The organism is Phenylobacterium sp. (assembly GCF_036264965.1).
GTDB lineage: Bacteria > Pseudomonadota > Alphaproteobacteria > Caulobacterales > Caulobacteraceae > Phenylobacterium.
The window spans coordinates 34735-52401 of sequence record NZ_DATAPY010000095.1 but is presented as its reverse complement, the minus strand read 5'-3'; the positions used below and the strand labels follow the sequence as shown (position 1 = coordinate 52401).

16 protein-coding genes and 1 tRNA gene are annotated in these 17667 nt (G+C 65.9%); 7 read left to right on the top strand and 10 right to left on the bottom strand.

The genetic code is table 11. From position 1 onward, the window contains the following. Positions 1 to 76 precede the first annotated feature (76 nt). The gene (locus VHS75_RS12130) at positions 77 to 1891 is read left to right on the top strand and encodes a M2 family metallopeptidase (protein ID WP_329638875.1); all 1815 of its coding nucleotides are present in this window, start codon (positions 77 to 79) and stop codon (positions 1889 to 1891) included. 147 nt (positions 1892 to 2038) lie between these two features. Beyond that, positions 2039 to 2380 (top strand): MliC family protein, encoded by a 342-nt coding sequence (locus VHS75_RS12125; RefSeq protein ID WP_329638874.1) that lies wholly within the window; start codon positions 2039 to 2041, stop codon positions 2378 to 2380. Positions 2381 to 2384: 4 nt separating this feature from the next. Here VHS75_RS12125 and VHS75_RS12120 read toward each other — a convergent pair whose 3' ends face one another. Then, positions 2385 to 2723, bottom strand: coding sequence for an MmcQ/YjbR family DNA-binding protein (locus tag VHS75_RS12120; RefSeq protein WP_329638873.1), 339 nt, complete (start codon positions 2721 to 2723; stop codon positions 2385 to 2387). Positions 2724 to 2931: 208 nt separating this feature from the next. Here VHS75_RS12120 and VHS75_RS12115 point away from each other — a divergent pair, with 208 nt between their 5' ends. The 3 genes from VHS75_RS12115 (at position 2932) to VHS75_RS12105 (ending at position 5002) form a co-directional block, all read left to right on the top strand. Next, on the top strand, positions 2932 to 3894 hold the full coding sequence (locus tag VHS75_RS12115; protein WP_329638872.1) for a tetratricopeptide repeat protein: 963 nt from the start codon (positions 2932 to 2934) through the stop codon (positions 3892 to 3894). A gap of 35 nt (positions 3895 to 3929) precedes the next feature. Continuing rightward, positions 3930 to 4856 carry a hypothetical protein gene (locus tag VHS75_RS12110; protein WP_329638871.1) on the top strand — a complete coding sequence of 309 codons (927 nt, stop codon included), beginning with the start codon at positions 3930 to 3932 and terminating at the stop codon, positions 4854 to 4856. Between the two features lie 56 nt (positions 4857 to 4912). After that, positions 4913 to 5002, top strand: a tRNA-Ser gene (locus VHS75_RS12105). 359 nt (positions 5003 to 5361) lie between these two features. Here VHS75_RS12105 and VHS75_RS12100 read toward each other — a convergent pair. From VHS75_RS12100 to VHS75_RS12090, 3 genes are read right to left on the bottom strand one after another with little or no spacing between them, the layout of a single operon-like run. Next, a complete protein-coding gene (locus VHS75_RS12100) occupies positions 5362 to 6987 on the bottom strand; it encodes a recombinase family protein (protein WP_329638870.1) in 1626 nt (541 codons plus the stop codon). Next, positions 6984 to 7385 (bottom strand): DUF2924 domain-containing protein, encoded by a 402-nt coding sequence (locus tag VHS75_RS12095; protein ID WP_329638869.1) that lies wholly within the window; start codon positions 7383 to 7385, stop codon positions 6984 to 6986. The genes VHS75_RS12100 and VHS75_RS12095 overlap by 4 nt, the downstream gene beginning before the upstream one ends. Next, positions 7382 to 7672, bottom strand: coding sequence for a DUF3489 domain-containing protein (locus VHS75_RS12090; RefSeq protein WP_329638868.1), 291 nt, complete (start codon positions 7670 to 7672; stop codon positions 7382 to 7384). The genes VHS75_RS12095 and VHS75_RS12090 overlap by 4 nt, the downstream gene beginning before the upstream one ends. 300 nt (positions 7673 to 7972) lie before the next feature. Here VHS75_RS12090 and VHS75_RS12085 point away from each other — a divergent pair, with 300 nt between their 5' ends. Both VHS75_RS12085 and VHS75_RS12080 read left to right on the top strand, forming a co-directional pair. Continuing rightward, positions 7973 to 9295 carry a DNA methyltransferase gene (locus tag VHS75_RS12085; protein ID WP_329638867.1) on the top strand — a complete coding sequence of 441 codons (1323 nt, stop codon included), beginning with the start codon at positions 7973 to 7975 and terminating at the stop codon, positions 9293 to 9295. Further along, positions 9292 to 10164: a DUF5681 domain-containing protein gene (locus VHS75_RS12080; protein WP_329638866.1), complete on the top strand. Its 873-nt coding sequence runs from the start codon at positions 9292 to 9294 to the stop codon at positions 10162 to 10164. Before VHS75_RS12085 ends, VHS75_RS12080 begins: the two co-directional genes overlap by 4 nt. 127 nt (positions 10165 to 10291) lie before the next feature. Here the strand turns inward: VHS75_RS12080 and VHS75_RS12075 are convergent, their stop codons facing one another. The 6 genes from VHS75_RS12075 to VHS75_RS12050 form a co-directional block, all read right to left on the bottom strand. After that, complete coding sequence (locus VHS75_RS12075; RefSeq protein WP_329638865.1) at positions 10292 to 11104, bottom strand: hypothetical protein; 813 nt, start codon at positions 11102 to 11104, stop codon at positions 10292 to 10294. A 143-nt stretch (positions 11105 to 11247) separates the two neighbouring features. Then, a complete protein-coding gene (locus tag VHS75_RS12070; RefSeq protein ID WP_329638864.1) occupies positions 11248 to 14631 on the bottom strand; it encodes a TM0106 family RecB-like putative nuclease in 3384 nt (1127 codons plus the stop codon). A gap of 18 nt (positions 14632 to 14649) precedes the next feature. Next, on the bottom strand, positions 14650 to 15555 hold the full coding sequence (locus VHS75_RS12065) for an SDH family Clp fold serine proteinase (RefSeq protein ID WP_329638863.1): 906 nt from the start codon (positions 15553 to 15555) through the stop codon (positions 14650 to 14652). Then, on the bottom strand, positions 15542 to 15904 hold the full coding sequence (locus VHS75_RS12060; RefSeq protein ID WP_329638862.1) for a DUF6527 family protein: 363 nt from the start codon (positions 15902 to 15904) through the stop codon (positions 15542 to 15544). The genes VHS75_RS12065 and VHS75_RS12060 overlap by 14 nt, the downstream gene beginning before the upstream one ends. Then, positions 15889 to 17277, bottom strand: a complete 1389-nt coding sequence (locus tag VHS75_RS12055; RefSeq protein WP_329638861.1) for a ThiF family adenylyltransferase — start codon at positions 17275 to 17277, stop codon at positions 15889 to 15891. The genes VHS75_RS12060 and VHS75_RS12055 overlap by 16 nt, the downstream gene beginning before the upstream one ends. Further along, entirely contained in the window at positions 17274 to 17663 is a 390-nt protein-coding gene (locus tag VHS75_RS12050) for an E2/UBC family protein (RefSeq protein WP_329638860.1), read from the bottom strand. The genes VHS75_RS12055 and VHS75_RS12050 overlap by 4 nt, the downstream gene beginning before the upstream one ends. Between the last annotated feature and the right edge of the window lie 4 nt (positions 17664 to 17667).

The following is a 17667-nucleotide window of genomic DNA, read 5'->3' as shown; positions in this document are numbered from 1 at the left end:
CTTGACGGCGGGAAGCTAGGCGGATCGAGTGTCCTCCGCTGACGGCGGATCCGCCGCAGCCGGCTGGGGAGCCTCCATGAAACGCCTGTTCCTGTCTGTCGCCGCCTTCGCGCTGGTCGGCGCGTCCGCCGTCGCGGCGCCGGCCACGCCCAAATCCACGCCGACCGCGGCAGAAGCCAAGGCCTTCGTCGCGAAGGCGGAGAAGGATCTCTCCGAGACCAGCGTCTACGCCAACAAGGCTGAGTGGGTCTACGAGACCAACATCACCGTCGACACGAGCGACCTCACCGCCAAGGCCGGGTCAGAGCAAACGGAGATGGGCACTCGCTACGCCAAGCAGGCGGCGCGCTTCGACCATGTGAAGGTCGACGAGGTGACCCGGCGAAAGCTGCTGTTGTTGAAGATCGGCCTGGTTCTCCCCGCGCCCGACCGGCCCGGCGCGGCCAAGGAGATGGGCGACATCGAGGCGCATCTGGCGACGCTCTATTCCACCGGGACCGCCACCATCGACGGCAAGGCGACGCACCTCGAGGACCTCGAGGACGAACTGGCCAAGACCCGCGACCCGGCCAAGGCCCGGGAGATCTGGGAGAAGTGGCGCCGCGTCTCGCCGGCCATGAAGGCGGACTATGTGAAGCTGACTGCGCTGGCCAACGAGGGCTCGCGCAGCATCGGCTACAAGGACACCGGCGCGCTCTGGCGTTCCGGCTACGACATGACGCCGGACCAGTTCGCGGCCCTTAGCGACAAGCTCTGGGGCCAGGTCGCACCGTTCTACACCAATCTGCATTGCTACGTTCGCACGCGGCTGAACGCCAAGTACGGCGACGCCGTGCAGCCGAAGACCGGCCCGATCCGCGCCGACCTCCTGGGCAACATGTGGGCCCAGCAGTGGGGCAACATCTATGACGTGGTCGCCCCGGCCAACAGCCCAGGCATGGGCTACGACTTGACCAAGCAGCTTGAGACACACGGCTACGACGCGCCGAAAATGGTCAAGACGGCGGAGAACTTCTACATCTCGCTGGGCTTCGACCCGTGGCCCAAGACCTTCTGGGACCGCTCGCTGATCGTACGGCCCCGCGACCGCGAAGTGCAGTGCCACGCTTCGGCCTGGGACATCGACAACAAGGACGACATCCGGTTGAAGGCCTGCGTGCACGTCAACGCAGACGACTTCTTCACCGTCCACCACGAGCTTGGCCACAACCTCTACCAGCGCGCCTACAACACCCAGCCCTACCTGTTCGAGAACGGCGCCAACGACGGCTTCCACGAGGCGATCGGCGACTTCGCGGGCCTGAACGCGCTCACCCCCGGCTACCTGAAGCAGCTCGGGCTGATCGACACAGTTCCGGGCCCGGATGCGGACATCCCCTATCTGCTGCGCCAGGCGATGGACGGGATCGCCTTCCTGCCGTTCGGCCTCCTCGTCGACAAATGGCGCTGGGAGGTGTTCTCCGGCCAGATCACGCCGGAGCACTACAACGACGCCTGGTGGGCGCTGGTGAAGCAGTACCAAGGCATGGTCCCGCCGGGGGATCGGCCCGCGGACGCCTTCGATCCGGGGGCGAAGAACCACATCGCCACGTCGGTGCCCTATGCCCGCTATTTCCTGGCGCGGATCTACGAGTACCAGTTCTATCGCGCCGCCTGTCGCCAGGCCGGCTGGAAGGGCCCGCTGAACCGCTGCTCGATCTACGGCGACAAGGCGGTGGGCGCGAAGTTCAACAAGATGCTGGCCATGGGCGCGTCGCGGCCCTGGCCCGAGGCGCTGGAGGCCTTTACCGGCGAGAAGGACATCGACGCCACCGCCATCGCCGACTACTTCGCCCCGCTCAACGCCTGGCTGACCGTGCAGAACAAGGGCCAGACCTGCGGCTGGAGCTGAGGCGGGCGCGCGATTTCCGCTGGGGCCAAACTGAGCGCGGCGCGGGCGGCGAGTCGCGCTATATAACCGAACACGGTTCGATCTATTCAATGGGCAGAAAGGAAGTCAGCTCCACCTAGGCGCACAGATAACAGGGAGGACTAGCCGATGAACGCTGTGCCAGTGGTTGTCAGTATCCTTGCGTTGAGTGCAATGGCGGGACAGGCGGTCGCCCAGACGACGACCCAGCCGCCGATGAACGACTTCTACCAGGCCTTCTACAACTGCGAAGGCGGCGCGTTCCTGGTCACTTACGACACCGACACGCCGATGAAGGCGACGTTGATGTTCGCCGGGAACAACAAGCCGTATGTGCTGCCGCGGACGAAGGCCCCGAGCGGGGTGCAGTTCTCCACCGAGGCCACCAGGTTCTGGACGGACGGCAAGACGGTCACCGTGACAGGGACCGCACAGCAGCTGAAGAATTGCAAGATGAAGCCGGCCGGCTGAGGCCCTACGCTAGCCCCAGTTCCCGCTTCGCCGCGCGGGTGAGCTTGGCGGCGATCAGGGCGTGCGCCGTAGTCAGCCAGTCGGTGATGTCGGTGTCGTCCGCCGCGTCCAACTCGACGATCACCCACGAGCCCTTGTGCAGATAGGGCGCCTGGCGCGCCGGCCCGCCTTCGGTCAGGGCTGCGTAGCCGATCTCACTGACCTTGAAGGACAGGCCGCCGCGCAGGCCGCAGATGGCGAAAACCTTGCCGCCGACCTTGTAGACATCCGATCCGCCCCACTGGACCACCTTGGTGGCCGCGGGCAACGCCATGGCCACCGTCTCGATCTGCTCGCGGGTCAAACGGCCAAGCCCGCCGCGACGCCGAGGCCGATCGGGCAGGCGACGCCCGTGGGTATCTCCAGCGTCTTGCGTCCGCACATGGGCCCTCCTCGCGATCGCCGAGGAAGATAGAGAGCGGCCGCCTTTTTTGCACCCGCTGGGGTGGGTGACGTAGCGTCAATTCCGTGCCAGTCTCGATCTTGAGAACGTCGCTAAGGGAGAAGTTTCCATGCACCGCGCGTTGAAATCCACCTTGATCGCGGGCGCGATGGCCCTGATGGCCGGCGGCGGCATCGCCTACGCCAGCGGTGGAGGCGGCGGTGGGATGCCGGCTGGCGGCGGCAGCGGCCCGATGCCGAGCGCATCAGGGCCGAGCTATGACCCCGCGGCGGAGTACGCCAAAGCGATCGCGGCGATGAAGGTCAACAACTATAGGGACGCGGCCCGCGCGGCCGGCCACGTCACCGAAGCCGTGCCCCAGAACCCCGACGGCTGGCGCCTGCTGGGCATGGCCAAGGCGGGAGACAACGACTGGAAAGGCTCGCGACGGGCTTACGAGAAGGCCGTGAAGCTGACGCCGGACGACCCGATCTCGCACGCGGGCCTGGCCATGGCGCTCGCCAACCTGAAGGATCCCAAGGCCCAGACCGAGGCCGCCTGGCTGAAGTCCAAGACCGACGCCTGTGGCGACAGCTGCCCCGATGCGGCCCGCCTGAAGGACCTGAACGCCAAAGTCGAAAGCGCCATGACCCCGCCGGCCGCCGGCGCGCCCAAGCCCAGCGCGATGCTCGACCGCTCGATCCTGTTCGGCGGCGCCAAGACCGGCGATGCGGCCTATGTCCAGGCTGTCAGCCTGATCAACGAGAAGCGTTATGATGAGGCCTTGGCCTCGCTCTCAAAGGCGCAGGAGGCTTTCGGCCCGCACCCGGACATCCTGACCTACGAGGGCTACACCTGGCGCAAGAAGGGCGACTACGCCCGGGCCGAGACCTATTACAAACAGGCCCTGGCCATCGCCCCCAACCACATCGGCGCCACCGAGTATTACGGCGAACTGAAGGTGGCGAAGGGCGACCTCGCCGGCGCCAGGCTGATGCTGGCCCGACTGGATCAACTCTGCGCCTATGGCTGCGCGGACGCTGAGGAGCTGCGCCGTTGGATCGACGCCGGCGGCGACCCGCACGGGAACTAGCGGGTCTCGTCCTCGGCGGGACTATCCTGGCGGCGATGGCGGGCGCTGGCGCGCTCGCCGCCCTCGGCGACGCCCCGATCCGTGGGATGGAGTGGGTGGCGAAGGACGCCGACCCGCACCGGGCCCTGGGCTCGGTTCCGACCGAGTGCCTGAAGATCCCCGCCGATCCGGCGTTGGCGGCCCGCATTGAGGTGGGCCGGGCGGCCTTCCGCACGCCGGTGCTGCTGGGCGGCCAGGCGGCGCGGGCCGGGATCAACTGCGAGACCTGCCACCGCGACGGGCGCTCCAATCCGGACTTCCTGTTCCCGGGGATTTCCGGGGCGCCGGGCACAGCCGATGTCACCAACTCGCTGTTCTCGACCCATCGCGGCAATGGGATCGATGACCCCAAGCCGATCCCCGACCTGTCCGGCCCGAAGTCCAGGCTGAAGGTTAGTCAGGACCCCGCCGAGAAGAAGCTGGAGCCCTTTATCCACGGCCTGATCACCGAGGAGTTCGACGGCCCGGAACCGACGCCGGCGGCCCTGGACGGCCTGGCGGCCTATGTCCGCGCGCTCAGTCCCTCGGCCTGCCCGGCCAAGGCCCGCGAGCCCCTGAGCGCCACCTTCCTGATGGCGGACGCGCGCCGCGCCCTGGCGGCTGCGCAGGCGCGGATCGCCGCCGGTGACGACGCCACCGCCGCCCTGATGGTGGCCAGCGCCCGCAGCCGCCTGGGCCTGATCGACGAACGCTACGGCGCGCCAGCGCTCGCCAGGCCGCGTGCGGACCTTCGCGCCGCCGACCGTCAGCTGGCCGCCATCCAGGCCGCCCTTCACGACCATCGTCCGGACGCCGGGGCGGCCATCGTCACCTGGCTGAGGGGATCGCGCGGCCTTGAGCGCGAACTCGCCGCGCGGCAGTCGGCCTCGCTGTTCGATCCCGCCCGCCTGGTCCAGGCCGCCAAGCGCCGCTTGCCCGGCTAGCGCCCCTTCTATATGACGCGCCTTCCGCTAAGGAGGCACGCCTCCTCAGGCGTTGAGGTGCGGTGGCCGAGTGGTTGAAGGCGCACGCTTGGAAAGCGTGTTTAGGTGAAAGCCTAACGTGGGTTCGAATCCCACTCGCACCGCCACTCAGGCGGCGAAGTCGTCTCTGAAATCCCTGATCAAACACAAGCCACGCAATTCGCGCCGCTATTCGGCGCGGAACTGCCGCACGTTTGCGCCTATGTGACCGCAGTCGGCCCTATCTATGCGCTGATAACCGGCCCGTCTCTGGCGACTCAAGATTCAGTGCAGTTTCCCTGTTTGGCGGGAAAACACGGGGGGTGAAGACCGGTTGCTACGCTCCAGATCGGGCTAGAACGCAGGCACTTTCAAAGACTTGTGATGACCTTGAAGTTTCGATCCCGTTTTCAAAACAGGGAATTTGCGACGGCGTAACAGGGATTTATTCGGCCCATATCAGGGAATTGCCGGCCGCGATCAAGGATCAGTAGTCGCCGATACCGAGCAGCCGGCGCTGCGCATTCCAGCACGTCGGAATGGGCCGCGCAAAGAGCCTCTCTAGGTTCAGCGACGGCGGTTGGCGGCCCTCGAAAATCCGCCGTTGGATATCCGGCGCGAGGAATGCCAGGCGGCAGAGTTTGCGATCGTAGTAGCTGATCGGAGACATCAGCTCGGGAGTGTCGAGACTGCCGTCACGGCTTCGCCAACCTAGCCCTCCCGCAATCTGGTGCGCACGCTGCAGCGCTTTGATCAGTTTCGGATCGCGGCGCGATACGCGAACCGCATCGAGGCCCACGGGCGCAATGGCCGAGGCCCGACCACCGCGCAACCGACAGCGGATCGCCAAGCTGGCGACGACCAGCCGCGCGTCGCCATCATGAGGTTCGCAATCCGCCAGCGCCGATTGCGACAGGCCGGACTTAGACATCGTGATCCTGAGGGCCTGCGCCTCAAGGTCGATCCGGGTTACGGCGCTGAGCAACGGCGCGATTTGGACGTCGTCGGCGGCGCGGAGCCTGCGCCGCATGTCTTCCGCCAACAGGCCCTCAATCTCGTGGGCCGGCACGCGTCGGATGGCCTCTGCATTCGGCTTCACGGGCCGCCCCTGCTGCAGCGGCGCCGAGACATAGTAACGATACACACGACCAGCTTTGCCGTGGGTGAAGCTTGGGCTCATCGGGGAGCCATCGACGTCGAAGAGAATGCCGCGCAAGGCCATGGCCGCCGACCTCAGTGGCCGATCCCGCCACTCGCGTCGATGCGAGGCGAGCAACACCTGGACGGCGTCGAACATCTCGGGCGCGACGATTGTCGGGTGCGAGCCTGGATAGGACCGATCGCCGTGACAGATCTCGCCGAGATAGACCCTATTCCTCAGGAGGTGGAAGAGCGCTCCCCGGGACAGCCGCTGGCCGCCGACGAGCTTGCCGGCATTTGTGGACCATGCCTTTGACCTGACCTTTTCGAGGTCAAGTCGGGCCTCCAGCGCATGGACCGAACCCAGCTCTAGATAGCTTTGGAAGACGCGCCGGACGGTCACGGCCTCAAGATCATTGACGACGAGGGAGCGTGTGGCGGGATCGGTCGGCTTGTCGTAACCGAGCGGCAGGATGCCCCCCATCCACATGCCCTTGGCTTTTGAAGCCGCGATCTTGTCGCGAATCCGCTCTCCCGTGACCTCACGCTCAAACTGCGCAAACGACAGGAGGACGTTGAGCGTGAGCCGCCCCATGGAGTTGGTTGTGTTGAAGGCTTGGGTGACGGACACGAAGGATGCGCCGGCCGCATCGAGCCGATCCACAATGCGCGCAAAATCCGCGAGCGAACGCGTTAGGCGATCGACCTTATAGACCACGACAGTGTCGACACGACCGGCGTCAACATCGGCGAGCAGCGCCTCCAATGCGGGACGGGCCATGTTGCCGCCCGAGAAGCCTCCGTCGTCGTAGGCCGTGGGCAACGCCCGCCAGCCTTCGGCCACCTGGCTTTTGACGTAAGCCTGGCAGGCTTCGCGTTGGGCGTGCAGGCTGTTGAAAGCCTGATCGAGTCCCCCTTCCGAACTCTTGCGTGTGTAGATGGCGCAGCGGACCGGCTTGACGGCCTTCGTCATGGCTTGGCCTTTGCCGGCCGGAGTCCGAAGAACCGCGGGCCGTTCCATCGCGCGCCCGTGATTTGCCGCGCCACCTCCGACAGGCTGGCAAAGCAGTCCCCACGATAGGCGAAGCGGCCATCAGCCAAGACCACCACTTCATGGGGGACGCCCTGCCATTCCCGGATCAACCTTGATCCCGGCGTCGCCTCCAACGCATTGCGCGGCGCCGGCGGTCGCCGAAGTGTCCGGCGGAAGTCGCCATCCAATCCGCCTTCGACCTCGGCCTGCATGCGCCAGGCCAGAATTAGCGCCAGGAGTTCGGGCGACCTAAGCGTTGGCGGGGCACCGTAGTGGCCCCGCCAGATCGTCCGCAGATCTTCCAGGCCGAGAGCCTGAAGGTCGGCAGCCTCGGTCATGCCGAGACCTCAGCGCGATCGACCACCCGATAGCGCGTCGCGCCATCCTTGCGCTCCGCCACGACGGTGATGTCGGTCCGCTTCTTAAGCGTGCCGGCGATGAAGCCGCGGATGGAATGAACCTGCCAGCCAATCGCCGCGCCGAGGTCGGCGGCGGTGGCGCCGGCCTCGACGCGCATGAGCGCCACGAGCGTCTGGCTACGGGTCTCGCGCGGCGCCTTTGCCTCCGGGGAGACTTGTTCAGTCGCTGGCGCCGCCGCGGGCGCCCGGGTCTTCTTGGTGGTCATCGAAATCGTCCTCCTCCTCTCGGGCCGATGAGCCGGCCCGCACCGAGCAGAGCCCGGAATGGCCGGGCTGGACGTCACCACCAGCGCTCCGAAGGAGGCTGAAGTCCAGTCGAAGTCTCATCTGAACAGTGTTCATCACCTAAGGTGGAAACCCGCAGATCGCCGCTGAGGCCGCCGATCGCGCCTGGGATCGAAATCACCCTCGAAAACGCCTTTGCCCGTCGGCGAGGCCGCCAGGCGTATCAACCCGGTTGATTGAAATCGTTTGGTTTTTCGTTCGCCCAAGGCCTAGCCTTGGGCATGCAACGCGCCCAACGATTCGATGTGGAGCAACGGCAGCCGGCCGCGTTGCGACCCTATGCGGGTAATGCGCGGAGCCATTCCAAAGCGCAGATCCGCCAGATCGCCGACAGCATTCAACGGTTCGGTTTCACCAACCCCGTTCTGATCACCGACGATGGCCAGATCATCGCGGGCCACGGTCGCGTCGAGGCAGCCAAGCTTCTGCAGTTGCCGACCGTACCGACGATCAAGCTCTCCCACCTGAACGAGGCGGAACGGCGTGCCTATGTCATCGCCGACAACAAGCTCGCCCTCAATGCCGGCTGGGACCAGGAGATCCTGGCGATCGAGTTGCAGGCGCTAACCGAGCTGGACTTCGACATCTCGATCACTGGATTTTCGGCCGGTGAGATCGACCTAACGCTGGATGCGGCTCGCGAAGCCAACGCCAAGCCGATCAACGATGCGCCGGACGAGGTCCCTCGGATGCAATCCGAACCGGTCAGCCAGCCCGGTGACATTTGGGTGCTTGGTCGACACCGGCTGATCTGCGGCGACGCGCGCGACGAGGCTGTCGTGCTGAGCCTCATGGGCAATGAGATCGCCGACCTGATCTTTACCGACCCGCCCTACAACGTTGCCATCGACGGCAACGTCACCGGACTGGGCCGCGTCCGCCACCGCGAGTTCGCCATGGCCGCCGGCGAGATGTCCGAGGCCGCCTTTGTCGAATTCCTGACGACGACCTTAGGCAATGCAGCAGCGGCGGCGCGAGACGGCGCTATCGCCTTTGTCTGTATGGACTGGCGCCACATGGGCGAGCTGCAAGACGCCGGCCGCCAAATCTTCACGGAGCTGAAGAACGTCTGCGTCTGGAACAAGTCCAACGCTGGAATGGGGACCTTCTATCGCTCAAAGCACGAGCTGATTTTCGCCTTCAAAGTCGGGGCCGCGCCCCACATCAATACCTTCGGGTTGGGCGCCAGCGGTCGCTATCGCACCAACGTGTGGGACTATCCCGGCGTCTCTAGCGGCGGGACGGCACGAGCTGAGGCGCTCGCCATGCATCCGACCGTCAAACCGACCGCTCTCGTGGCCGACGCCATCCGCGACTGCTCACGCCGTGGCGGCATCGTGCTCGATGTCTTCGGCGGCTCGGGCACGACCCTGATCGCGGCCGAGATCTGCGGCCGAAGCGGCCGCCTGATCGAATATGACCCGCTCTATTGCGACACCATCGTGCGTCGCTGGCAGCGGCTGACCGGCAAGGTGGCTGTGCTGGAGGAGAGCAGCGCGAGCTCTGAAGACGTCGAGACCTTGCGACTGGGAGAAATCGCATGAGCGATGACGGGGATGAACCCGAAGAGGAAGGAGCGGTCGGGTACGCGCGGCCACCCAAGAAGCACCAATTCAAGCCGGGCGTATCTGGCAACCGAGGCGGACGACCTAAAAAGAACAAGCTGGCCAAAGGGTCGCTGCCCAGCGACATCCAGATCGCGGAGCGCATCTTTTCGGAATCTCGCCGACCGATAACAATCCGGGAAAACGGGGAGCTGGTAACGCTTTCGACCATCGATGCCATCATGCGCGCCATGGCTGCAGCAGGGCTCAAAGGCAGCACCCGCGCCCAGGCCAACTACGCCAATCTCGTCCGCGCTTCTGAGAAGGCCATGGTCGATGCGTGGAACGCTACGATCGACAGTGTCATGGAGTACCGGCGTCGCTGGTGGGATGAGATCGAGCGCTGCACGCAGCGTGGCAAGCCGATCCCTGATCCAGTTCCGCATCCAGACGAGATCTTCCTCGATCACGAGCGCCGTATGGTTCGATACAACGGTCCCTTGGACGCAGCCCAAAAGGCGGGCTGGGATAGCCAATTCGCCCTGGCTCGATCCGCGCGCGAAGAGGCCAAGGAGTGCGAACGGACGATCCGAGCCGAACTTCGCAAGTCGGGCGACCAACGCCAGGACGGCTACATTGGGATCCTCATCGAAGACATGGCCTACGGCCTACTATCTGTCGCCCACGTCGAGCGAATGTTCCCCAAGCCCGAGGTTCGACGTGCCCCTGGTTTTGATATCGATGAATGGCGTCGAAGTTCACGCATGGACGAACTGTGCTCTCGTGAAGGGCGCGCCCGTTTCATCGAAACGGAACGCGTTAGGCTGCGCACAAAATTTGACGAAGAGGATCCGGAATCGATCGCCTAGCCGAAGGTGAATGTGAACGGTGCTGCTGATGGTGGTGGCCGACCAGTCGCCGCAGCTAGCGTCAAGGATCGCTATGCGTTAGGAGCGACATAAGCTTCGGCCCTGCGGGCGGACCTTCGGCAAGCGGTCATCCAATCCCGCGAAGATTCACAAACGTGGGGCCGACCCGTGAAATCTCCTCGAATTCCAGACCCCGAAAGCGCATATTGGGGAAAGGGCTCTCACCGGTTAGGGACGGGGCGTCAAAGCAGGGCTCGAAACCCCGCACGCTGCAGATCCCGATTTGAACTCCGCCTCCGATCTCCAGATCATCGGGATTCCTGAGCGTGTCCCTAATATAGCGAAGCGCTTTTCGGCCATCGGTCTCAAAGGGCATGCGCGCGGACTTCGGAAAGGTGTGGATGTTGGCACGCACCTTCTCAGGATTCCTGCCTAGGACCTCGAAGACTTCATCCTCAACACAGGCTTCTGCGATGGAAACAGACCCGTCCACCGAGGACACGACCAGTGATTTGGCTCGAGACCGCTCAGTCGAGGGATCGTAGCCAACCAGGAGACAAGCACAGCGAGGCACAAGTCCAGCAGCGCCGAGACCTTTGGCATATCGAGCCAAGATCAGAGCAAAATGGTCCGCAAGGTCGTCAAGTGTCGGTAGTGCCGTATCTCGTGTTGCCAACCGCGACCACAAAGGCAGGGCGGTCGCATACGCTTGCATGGCGATGAGCGAACTGCCCGCAAATGAGAGGCCGAAGGTCGTGCGGTAGTGGGGCACGTCGACGAATCCAGTGCTGCTGTAAACGACCACCGGGATCTCCATCACTTTGGCCCCATGGTCGGTGAGCACTCGGCGTCGATCGACATCACCGTCGGAGAGCCGGCTGTCACTAACGACCCAGAGCAGGCCGCCCTGCCCTTCTCGCCACGCGACAACGACCGTCATTTCAAACCCTTTCAGTGCTCAAACCCATCCGACACGTTCTGGCAGCGCCATAACTTCGCGTGCCCAGTCCGGCCTGCCGGCACAGGACACATCCACGTCCCCCTTCGCTGGCTGAGTGCTGAAATTGGTCATTGGCACCGAGCCTACCGCTGTGGTTCTGCGGCCTGTTGATCGCCGAATGCCTTGGCCCAGCAGAGAGTGTTGACCAGCTGCATCTGGGCGATCGTCGAACATGGAATCTCCAGGAGGCGAGCGCTGGCGAAGATCGTCGCCGAGCAGCGAGCGCGGCTGATTGCGACGTTCAACCTGTTGCGGCTGTAGAGGAACTCGATCTGTCGCGGCAAGTCGTCGCCTGACGAAGTGGCCATCGAGATCAGGACGACGGCGCCCTCCTGGCCTTGGAACTTGTCGACCGTCCCTACGCGAGCACCGGCCGGCAGCCGGTTCCGCAGGATGTCGACCTGCATGTTGTAGGGACTGACCACAAGGATGTCGGCCGCCGTCAGCGGAGCCTCTTCGCCGTCCTCGTTGATCCAGCGACTCTCCAGGAGATCGTCGTAGGCCTTCGAGATGGCCGCCGCTTCCTCCGGGCTCTTCTGGGCGCAGCCCGTATGCTGGACCGCATGGAAGCGAAGGCCGGTGGGGGCGATGACCCGTGGGTCGACGCCGTCGGCAAGGACCAGGCGCTGCCGCCGCGTGGCGGGAAAGGACTCGAGACGTCCGTCATAGACCGCCTCGGAGATGAACCGGCAGACATCAGGATGCATCCGCCGCGTCACGCCAAGGAAAATACCGCGATCGGGCGGAACCGTCGCGTGGTCGCCCATCAGATGGTCCAGGCCGGAAAGGCCCGTGCCTTGCGGATGGTCGCCCTGGATTGGCTGAGAAAGCTGCATCTGATCGCCGACCAGCACGATGTTCCGCGCGGCTACACCCATGGCGATCACATTGGCGAGGCTCACCTGTCCCGCTTCATCGACGAAGAGATAGTCGAGAGTCTGGTCGAGCTCCGGCCGGGCGAACAGCCATGCAGTGCCGGCATAGAGCTGGAACCCGGCCTCGGTGGCTCGCTTGTTGTCCGTGGTGTTCTCCACCGACGGACAGTCCTGCGCGAACTGGTCGTCGCTGGAGGACTTCTTGACCCCACGGAACGACACGCCGGCAGCATCCGCAGCCGCCTGGATTCCGCTAAGCAGATTGTTGATCGCCTTGTGGCTGTTGGACGCGACGCCGATCCGCGCCCCACCTTTCAGCAGGGCGGCGATGGCGTGCGACGAAACGTAGGTCTTTCCGGAGCCCGGCGGCCCCTGGACGAGCAGGTAGCTCCCCTGGAGACGCTCCAGGGCGGCAATCGCGCCGTCGATGACCTCCACGCCCGCTGCGATCAGGGGCGCTTCGGGGGCGGCCCCTGAGACGCGCGGCGCCCGCGCCGCCAGGATGTCGATGATCGCGCTGTAGCGGTCGCCCTGCCCAGCCGCCACCGCGTCCGCGAGGCGGTAGACCGCGTCGCGCAGCTGCCGATCGCCCACTGGTCCCTCAGGGATCAAGGCCGCGCCGTCCTCGATCCGGCTGCGCGAGGGCCCGAGCTTGAGTTCGACTCGCCGGGTCGCCTCGTCGATATAGACGATCTCGCCGGCCGGCTCGCCGGATCCGGCGCGCAGCGGCGTGTCCCCGACACGCAGCTTGAAATCTTGGGCCGGGAAGGTGAAGGCGTAGATCTTCGAGCGCTTGTCGTCGCGAGGCGGATGAGCGGGGTCGGCGGACAGGCCCGCTAGGCACTCCGCGTCGTCGAGCAGCGCCTCGTCGTCCATGTCCTGGCGCGCGAACATCGCCCACCAGGAAGGCTTGGCCTCGCGGCGGTGGAACTCCAGAAGGTTCGCCAGCAGGGTCCGCCATGGGAGATCCAAGGGGGAGACGCCGCTCACCAGTGCCTCGGCCAGGCGAGCCGTGCGCGCCTCGGCGTCGCTGCGGTCCTGCAGCTTCTCAGGCGTGACCGGCTTGGCCTCGCCGGTCGGCCTCCAGACGGCGGTGTCAGGCCGCAGCGTCAAGAGCCAGTCGCGGCAAAGCCGCGTCGACCGGCAGTCCAGTTCGTTGTAATCGGCGATCTGCCGCAGCAGCGTCGGATCGCGCAGCGTCCGCCACGCCTCATAGACCACGATGCTTTCGCCCGCGGTCTTCACGTCCCCGCCCCGGCCGCCGTCGAGGTAAAAGGCCTCTAGGTTCTTGATGGAATAGCCCGGCTCCGAGGTGCGGATCGCCTCGCGCACGACCTTGTAGAGATCGACCAACCGCCCCTGGCGCAGGAGGTCGTCAACCTCCGCCTCCCGGGAGCCGTGGTACATCGCCAGCCGCTTGAGCGCGGTCTCCTCGTAAGCGGCATAATGATAGATGTGGGCATCCGGCCGCTCCGCGAGCCGGGCCACGATGAAGTCCACGGCGTCTTCGAACGCCTTCTTCTCCTCTATGCGGTTGTGCGCCCAGAACGGCGTGAAGCGTTCGGTCCCTCCGTGGACGTCAACGAACCCGAACAGGTATTCGAGCCGGTCATCGACCAGCGGATCGCCTTCCATGTCGAAGAAGAGGTCGCCGGGATCCGGGCTGGGCAGGCGGTCGAACCCCTTGCCCTCAGCGGCGGCCAGCAGGCTCACCCGCCCCTCGCCGGTGTCGCGGCGGATGAGCTGCAGCGACGCCTGCTCGCGCAGCTTCGCGAAGGCCTCGGCGCTGAGGCCGTGCCCGGTCAGTTCACCCGGCGCCTGCGAGAGCGCGCGAAGGTCCGCGACGCCCGCGACGCGGAGCTTCAGGATTTGGCCGCGGCTGATGCCGGCCACCAGGCTGAGATGCTCGTTGGCTTCCCATTCCGCTTCGCACCTGGCGCTCCAGCGGCAGTAGGTACAGTGACCGCACGGCTCGGCGGAAGTGGGCGAGGTCCCTTCGCCGGCAAAGGTCTCGAACCGCGCCTTCGCGATGGCGTAGTAGTGCTCGACCGAGCTGGCCCGGATCGTGGCCTGGTCGCCGCCGCCCAGGACCACATGCAGCAGTCTCGGCGGCGCGCCCTGCGCCCGGGCCAGCAGGTCGGCGTAGACACATAGCTGTAGGGCATGGCTGGGCTTCGCGTGGCGCGACAGCTTGGTGTCGGCGACGTCATAGGACCAGGCGCCCAGGGCGGACGGCTGATCGACCTTGAGGAGGAAGTCGGAGAATCCGTGCCAAGGCTCGGCCATGAGCGCGCCCTGGAAGACGACATCCACGCCGCTGCACATGGCCTCAAGGGTCCTCGCCGCCCGGGCGTGGAGATCCCCGTCGTCAGTGAGCTCGACGATCGACAGCCCGCGCTCGCGGAGGCGTTCCAGATAGGCGCGCTCGTGCTCCAGGCCCTTGGCTTGCAGCAACTGGGTCTGGGCATCCTCGGGCGGGAATTCCACCGGCGAGGTCAGCTGCCCCACGTCCAGCATGGTGGCGTGCTCGCAACCCAGGAAGTTGACGAGATCGCTGGCTGAGTAGAGCCGCCGGTTATCGAAAGTTCGCATCGTCCGGCCTCCTGGCCACTAGCCTTCCACGACCTGAGAGACGAACGAGGACTCGAAGATCTTGCTGTCGCCTGCGATCTCGATCCGCTGCAGGCAGTAGAGGCGCCAGTACCGGGCCCAGCGGGGGTCGTCCGGCGCGACATATTCGATCGGCAGCCCAAGCTGGGTCGCGTCGGCGTGACTGATCGGCTGGGCGTGCGTCTTCCAGCGGGATGAACTGAGGAGCTCGGCGGAGATCGCCGACGCCGGAAGGCCCTGGCGCTTAAGCAGGTCCTCGGCGAAGGTCCGGACCCGGTCGCGGATCCCCTGGAATTTCCGGACGATCTTGGCGTCGAAGCCGTCGAGCATCAGAAGCGCGATGGGATCCTTCACGTCCCGGCGCAGGGCCGCAGCATGCTCCTCATAGGCTTCGAGATAGGCCACAACGGAGTGCATGATCACGTTGCCCTGCCGATCCGCCATCGGGTACTGCGGATCGATCATGCCAAGCTCAGAAGTGTCGCTCATGATCACCGAATTGGCGCCCAGCGCCATCAGGGTGCCGGCGCTCTTGGCCATGTCCGGGACGATGACCCGGAAAGGGCTTTCGCCCACCTTCGCGTGGATCGCCGCCACGAGCTTTTCACAGGCGTCGACATCGCCGCCGCAGGTGTGCAGCATCAGATCGACGGGCTCACCGTCGGAGATGTTGTGGAGCAGGTCCACGAAGCCGAGGAGATCGTCACGGTTGATCTCGGTGTCGTGGCCGGCGACGTAACAGATCAATTGGGTCTTCTCGGCCGCATTGATCGCCTTGATCAGGTCTTGGCGCTCGTAGCGCGCCGAGTTCCGGGCTGTGAACATCGGCGTCTTGGTCGGAGGTCGGCGCCCGGCCGCCTTCCCGGCGGCGTCATCTGCCGCCTGGTCTTCTTCAGAGCCGCTCATCGTACCGATCCTTCGCCCAGATGATCCGGCCATCGCGCACGAAGTAGTGGCAGCGGCGGTGGCCGTCATGAAAGTCGACGCTCGGCGCGATGGAGAGCCCCCCCTTCGGCGGTTGCGTCACCGACCATGCGGGACGACGCCCCTGGTCGGTATTCAACAAAACCCTGTGCCCTGCGCCACATGGACAGTCGAAGCTGATCCACTTAGGCGGGCCGCCGGACGCTACCACAACCGCAGCGTTTTTAGGCAACTGCGCCGGAATCTCGTCGGCGGACTCCACCGCGCCGATCACGCGCCACCTGCGGAACGGCAGCCACTGCCACCAGGGAATCTTCATGCCGTGGGCCAAGTCTGTTCCAGGAAAGGGATCGAAGGACCAGCGCCGAGCTTGCCGCTGGCGGGATCGCAGTAGTGGTGCTGCCGTGGCGCCGCACGATTGGTGGACACCTCGCGCTCGTGGAGCCGCAGCAACACCTCGCCGGGGCGCGGCGTCGGCCCATAGCCCACCAGGCGCTCCAGGAGCTCGTTGACGGCCGCGGCCGCCACAGCCGTGGTGAAGGCGACCACGGCCGGCTCGACCCCGCCAAGGGCGGGCGCATAGCCCTCGTCCTCAAGCCGGCGGCGTTCTTCGGGCGTGCGAAGCTCCACCGCGGCCCTCGCCAGATCGATTCGGTCGCGGCAGACCAGGCAGGCGGTTCCCGGCGACAGGATGGTCACCCGGCCATCTATGCCGACGAGTTGGCCGGCGGAATCGCTGCTGAGCAAGACCCCGAGGTCGATCACCGGGATGAGCAGGAAGCTCGACATCCGCGACAGAACAAGGCGGCCGGCGTTGTCGTCGGTACATCCGAAGATTAGGTCGCAGCTCGCGAGGCGCCGGGCAGTGGCCTCCATCGTGATCATCGAGACCAGGGCTTCGCATTCCAGGTCCGGCGCGACCGTCCGGAGATGATCCCGCAACACCTCGGCCTTGGGGCGTCCCACATCGGCCGGCGTCGACCCGTAGACCCGCGTCACATTGCTGGCCGACAGGGTGTCGGCGTCGACCAGCAGAAGCTTGCGGACGCCGAGGCGCACCAGCTGCTCCGCCGTCGCCGAGCCCGTCCCGCCGCAGCCCACTACCGCAAGCCGGAGGTCGCCGAGCGCGGCTTGCACGCCGGCCCCGAAGGCGCGGATGTTGCGATCGAAGATCGGCGAGAGCTGAGCGCCCGGGGCGTCGATGGCGCGCGTGAGGCGCCAGTCCTCGCCGACCCGCCAGAGCCGCTCGATGGCCTGGGTCGGCCCGGTCTCGGGCTGCAGGGTGCCGGAGAAGGCCAGGTCCCGCCCTCGGGGGGACGCGATCAGGGTCCCGTAGTGTCCGGCGCCGGAGCGGAGCCGGAACAGGTCGGCGATTTCGGTATCGACGATCTTGTCCGCCCGGCTCGGCCGCGGAAGGCCGCGTTCACCCGGATGGGTGTGGAACCAGATCGGCGCGGCCCCTAGGCTCTCCGCGCGTGCGAGCGCCTCGACGTAGCCGCCGGACGCGATCGCCAAGCTGTCGGCCTGCCGGTCGATATAGGCCGCCTCGCCCACCATGATCATCTCGCGGCCAAGCAGCCGGGTGTCGCCCCCCTGGCTCGTCATCAAGGTGGCGAGCAACACGCCAGCCGTTTCCAGCGGCTCTTGCACGGCGAGATCGATTGCCGCGGCCACAGCGTCGGGGATGACGAGCGTCGCGGTCACGCGGCCGCACATGGCGCGGCCGCCGCCAGTTCACGCCGGATGATGGCCAGGAAGCCCTGCAGGCTATCGACGCCGGACCGCCACTGGCCTGGGGTGAGGTGTCTCGACCAGCGCTGCCAATCCCGGCCAAGGTGGTGCTCGCGCGCCTCCGTGGCCCGGATCGTCTGATTGTCCGGACGCCGCACCGGGGGGCTGAACCACCACATGTCCGGCGGGACGTCGGGATAGCCAGGCGCGAGCCTCAGCATCAGGTCCGACTGGGTGGCGTCGAAGCCGCCGCCCAGTTCGAAGCCCGGGATCACCACGCAGATCATCCCGGCTTCGCTGGAGACGCTGTGGCCGGGGGCGATCTCGGCGAGGTATTCCATGTCGTGGGTCGGCAGCATCGGC

Coding starts and splice junctions, on each gene's coding strand:
- VHS75_RS12130 (WP_329638875.1), top strand. CDS start 77: ATGAAACGCCTGTTCCTGTCTGTCGCCGCCTTCGCGCTGGTCGGCGCG.
- VHS75_RS12125 (WP_329638874.1), top strand. CDS start 2,039: ATGAACGCTGTGCCAGTGGTTGTCAGTATCCTTGCGTTGAGTGCAATG.
- VHS75_RS12115 (WP_329638872.1), top strand. CDS start 2,932: ATGCACCGCGCGTTGAAATCCACCTTGATCGCGGGCGCGATGGCCCTG.
- VHS75_RS12110 (WP_329638871.1), top strand. CDS start 3,930: ATGGCGGGCGCTGGCGCGCTCGCCGCCCTCGGCGACGCCCCGATCCGT.
- VHS75_RS12100 (WP_329638870.1), bottom strand. CDS start 6,987: ATGACGAAGGCCGTCAAGCCGGTCCGCTGCGCCATCTACACACGCAAG.
- VHS75_RS12095 (WP_329638869.1), bottom strand. CDS start 7,385: ATGACCGAGGCTGCCGACCTTCAGGCTCTCGGCCTGGAAGATCTGCGG.
- VHS75_RS12090 (WP_329638868.1), bottom strand. CDS start 7,672: ATGACCACCAAGAAGACCCGGGCGCCCGCGGCGGCGCCAGCGACTGAA.
- VHS75_RS12085 (WP_329638867.1), top strand. CDS start 7,973: ATGCAACGCGCCCAACGATTCGATGTGGAGCAACGGCAGCCGGCCGCG.
- VHS75_RS12080 (WP_329638866.1), top strand. CDS start 9,292: ATGAGCGATGACGGGGATGAACCCGAAGAGGAAGGAGCGGTCGGGTAC.
- VHS75_RS12075 (WP_329638865.1), bottom strand. CDS start 11,104: ATGACGGTCGTTGTCGCGTGGCGAGAAGGGCAGGGCGGCCTGCTCTGG.
- VHS75_RS12070 (WP_329638864.1), bottom strand. CDS start 14,631: ATGCGAACTTTCGATAACCGGCGGCTCTACTCAGCCAGCGATCTCGTC.
- VHS75_RS12065 (WP_329638863.1), bottom strand. CDS start 15,555: ATGAGCGGCTCTGAAGAAGACCAGGCGGCAGATGACGCCGCCGGGAAG.
- VHS75_RS12050 (WP_329638860.1), bottom strand. CDS start 17,663: ATGCTGCCGACCCACGACATGGAATACCTCGCCGAGATCGCCCCCGGC.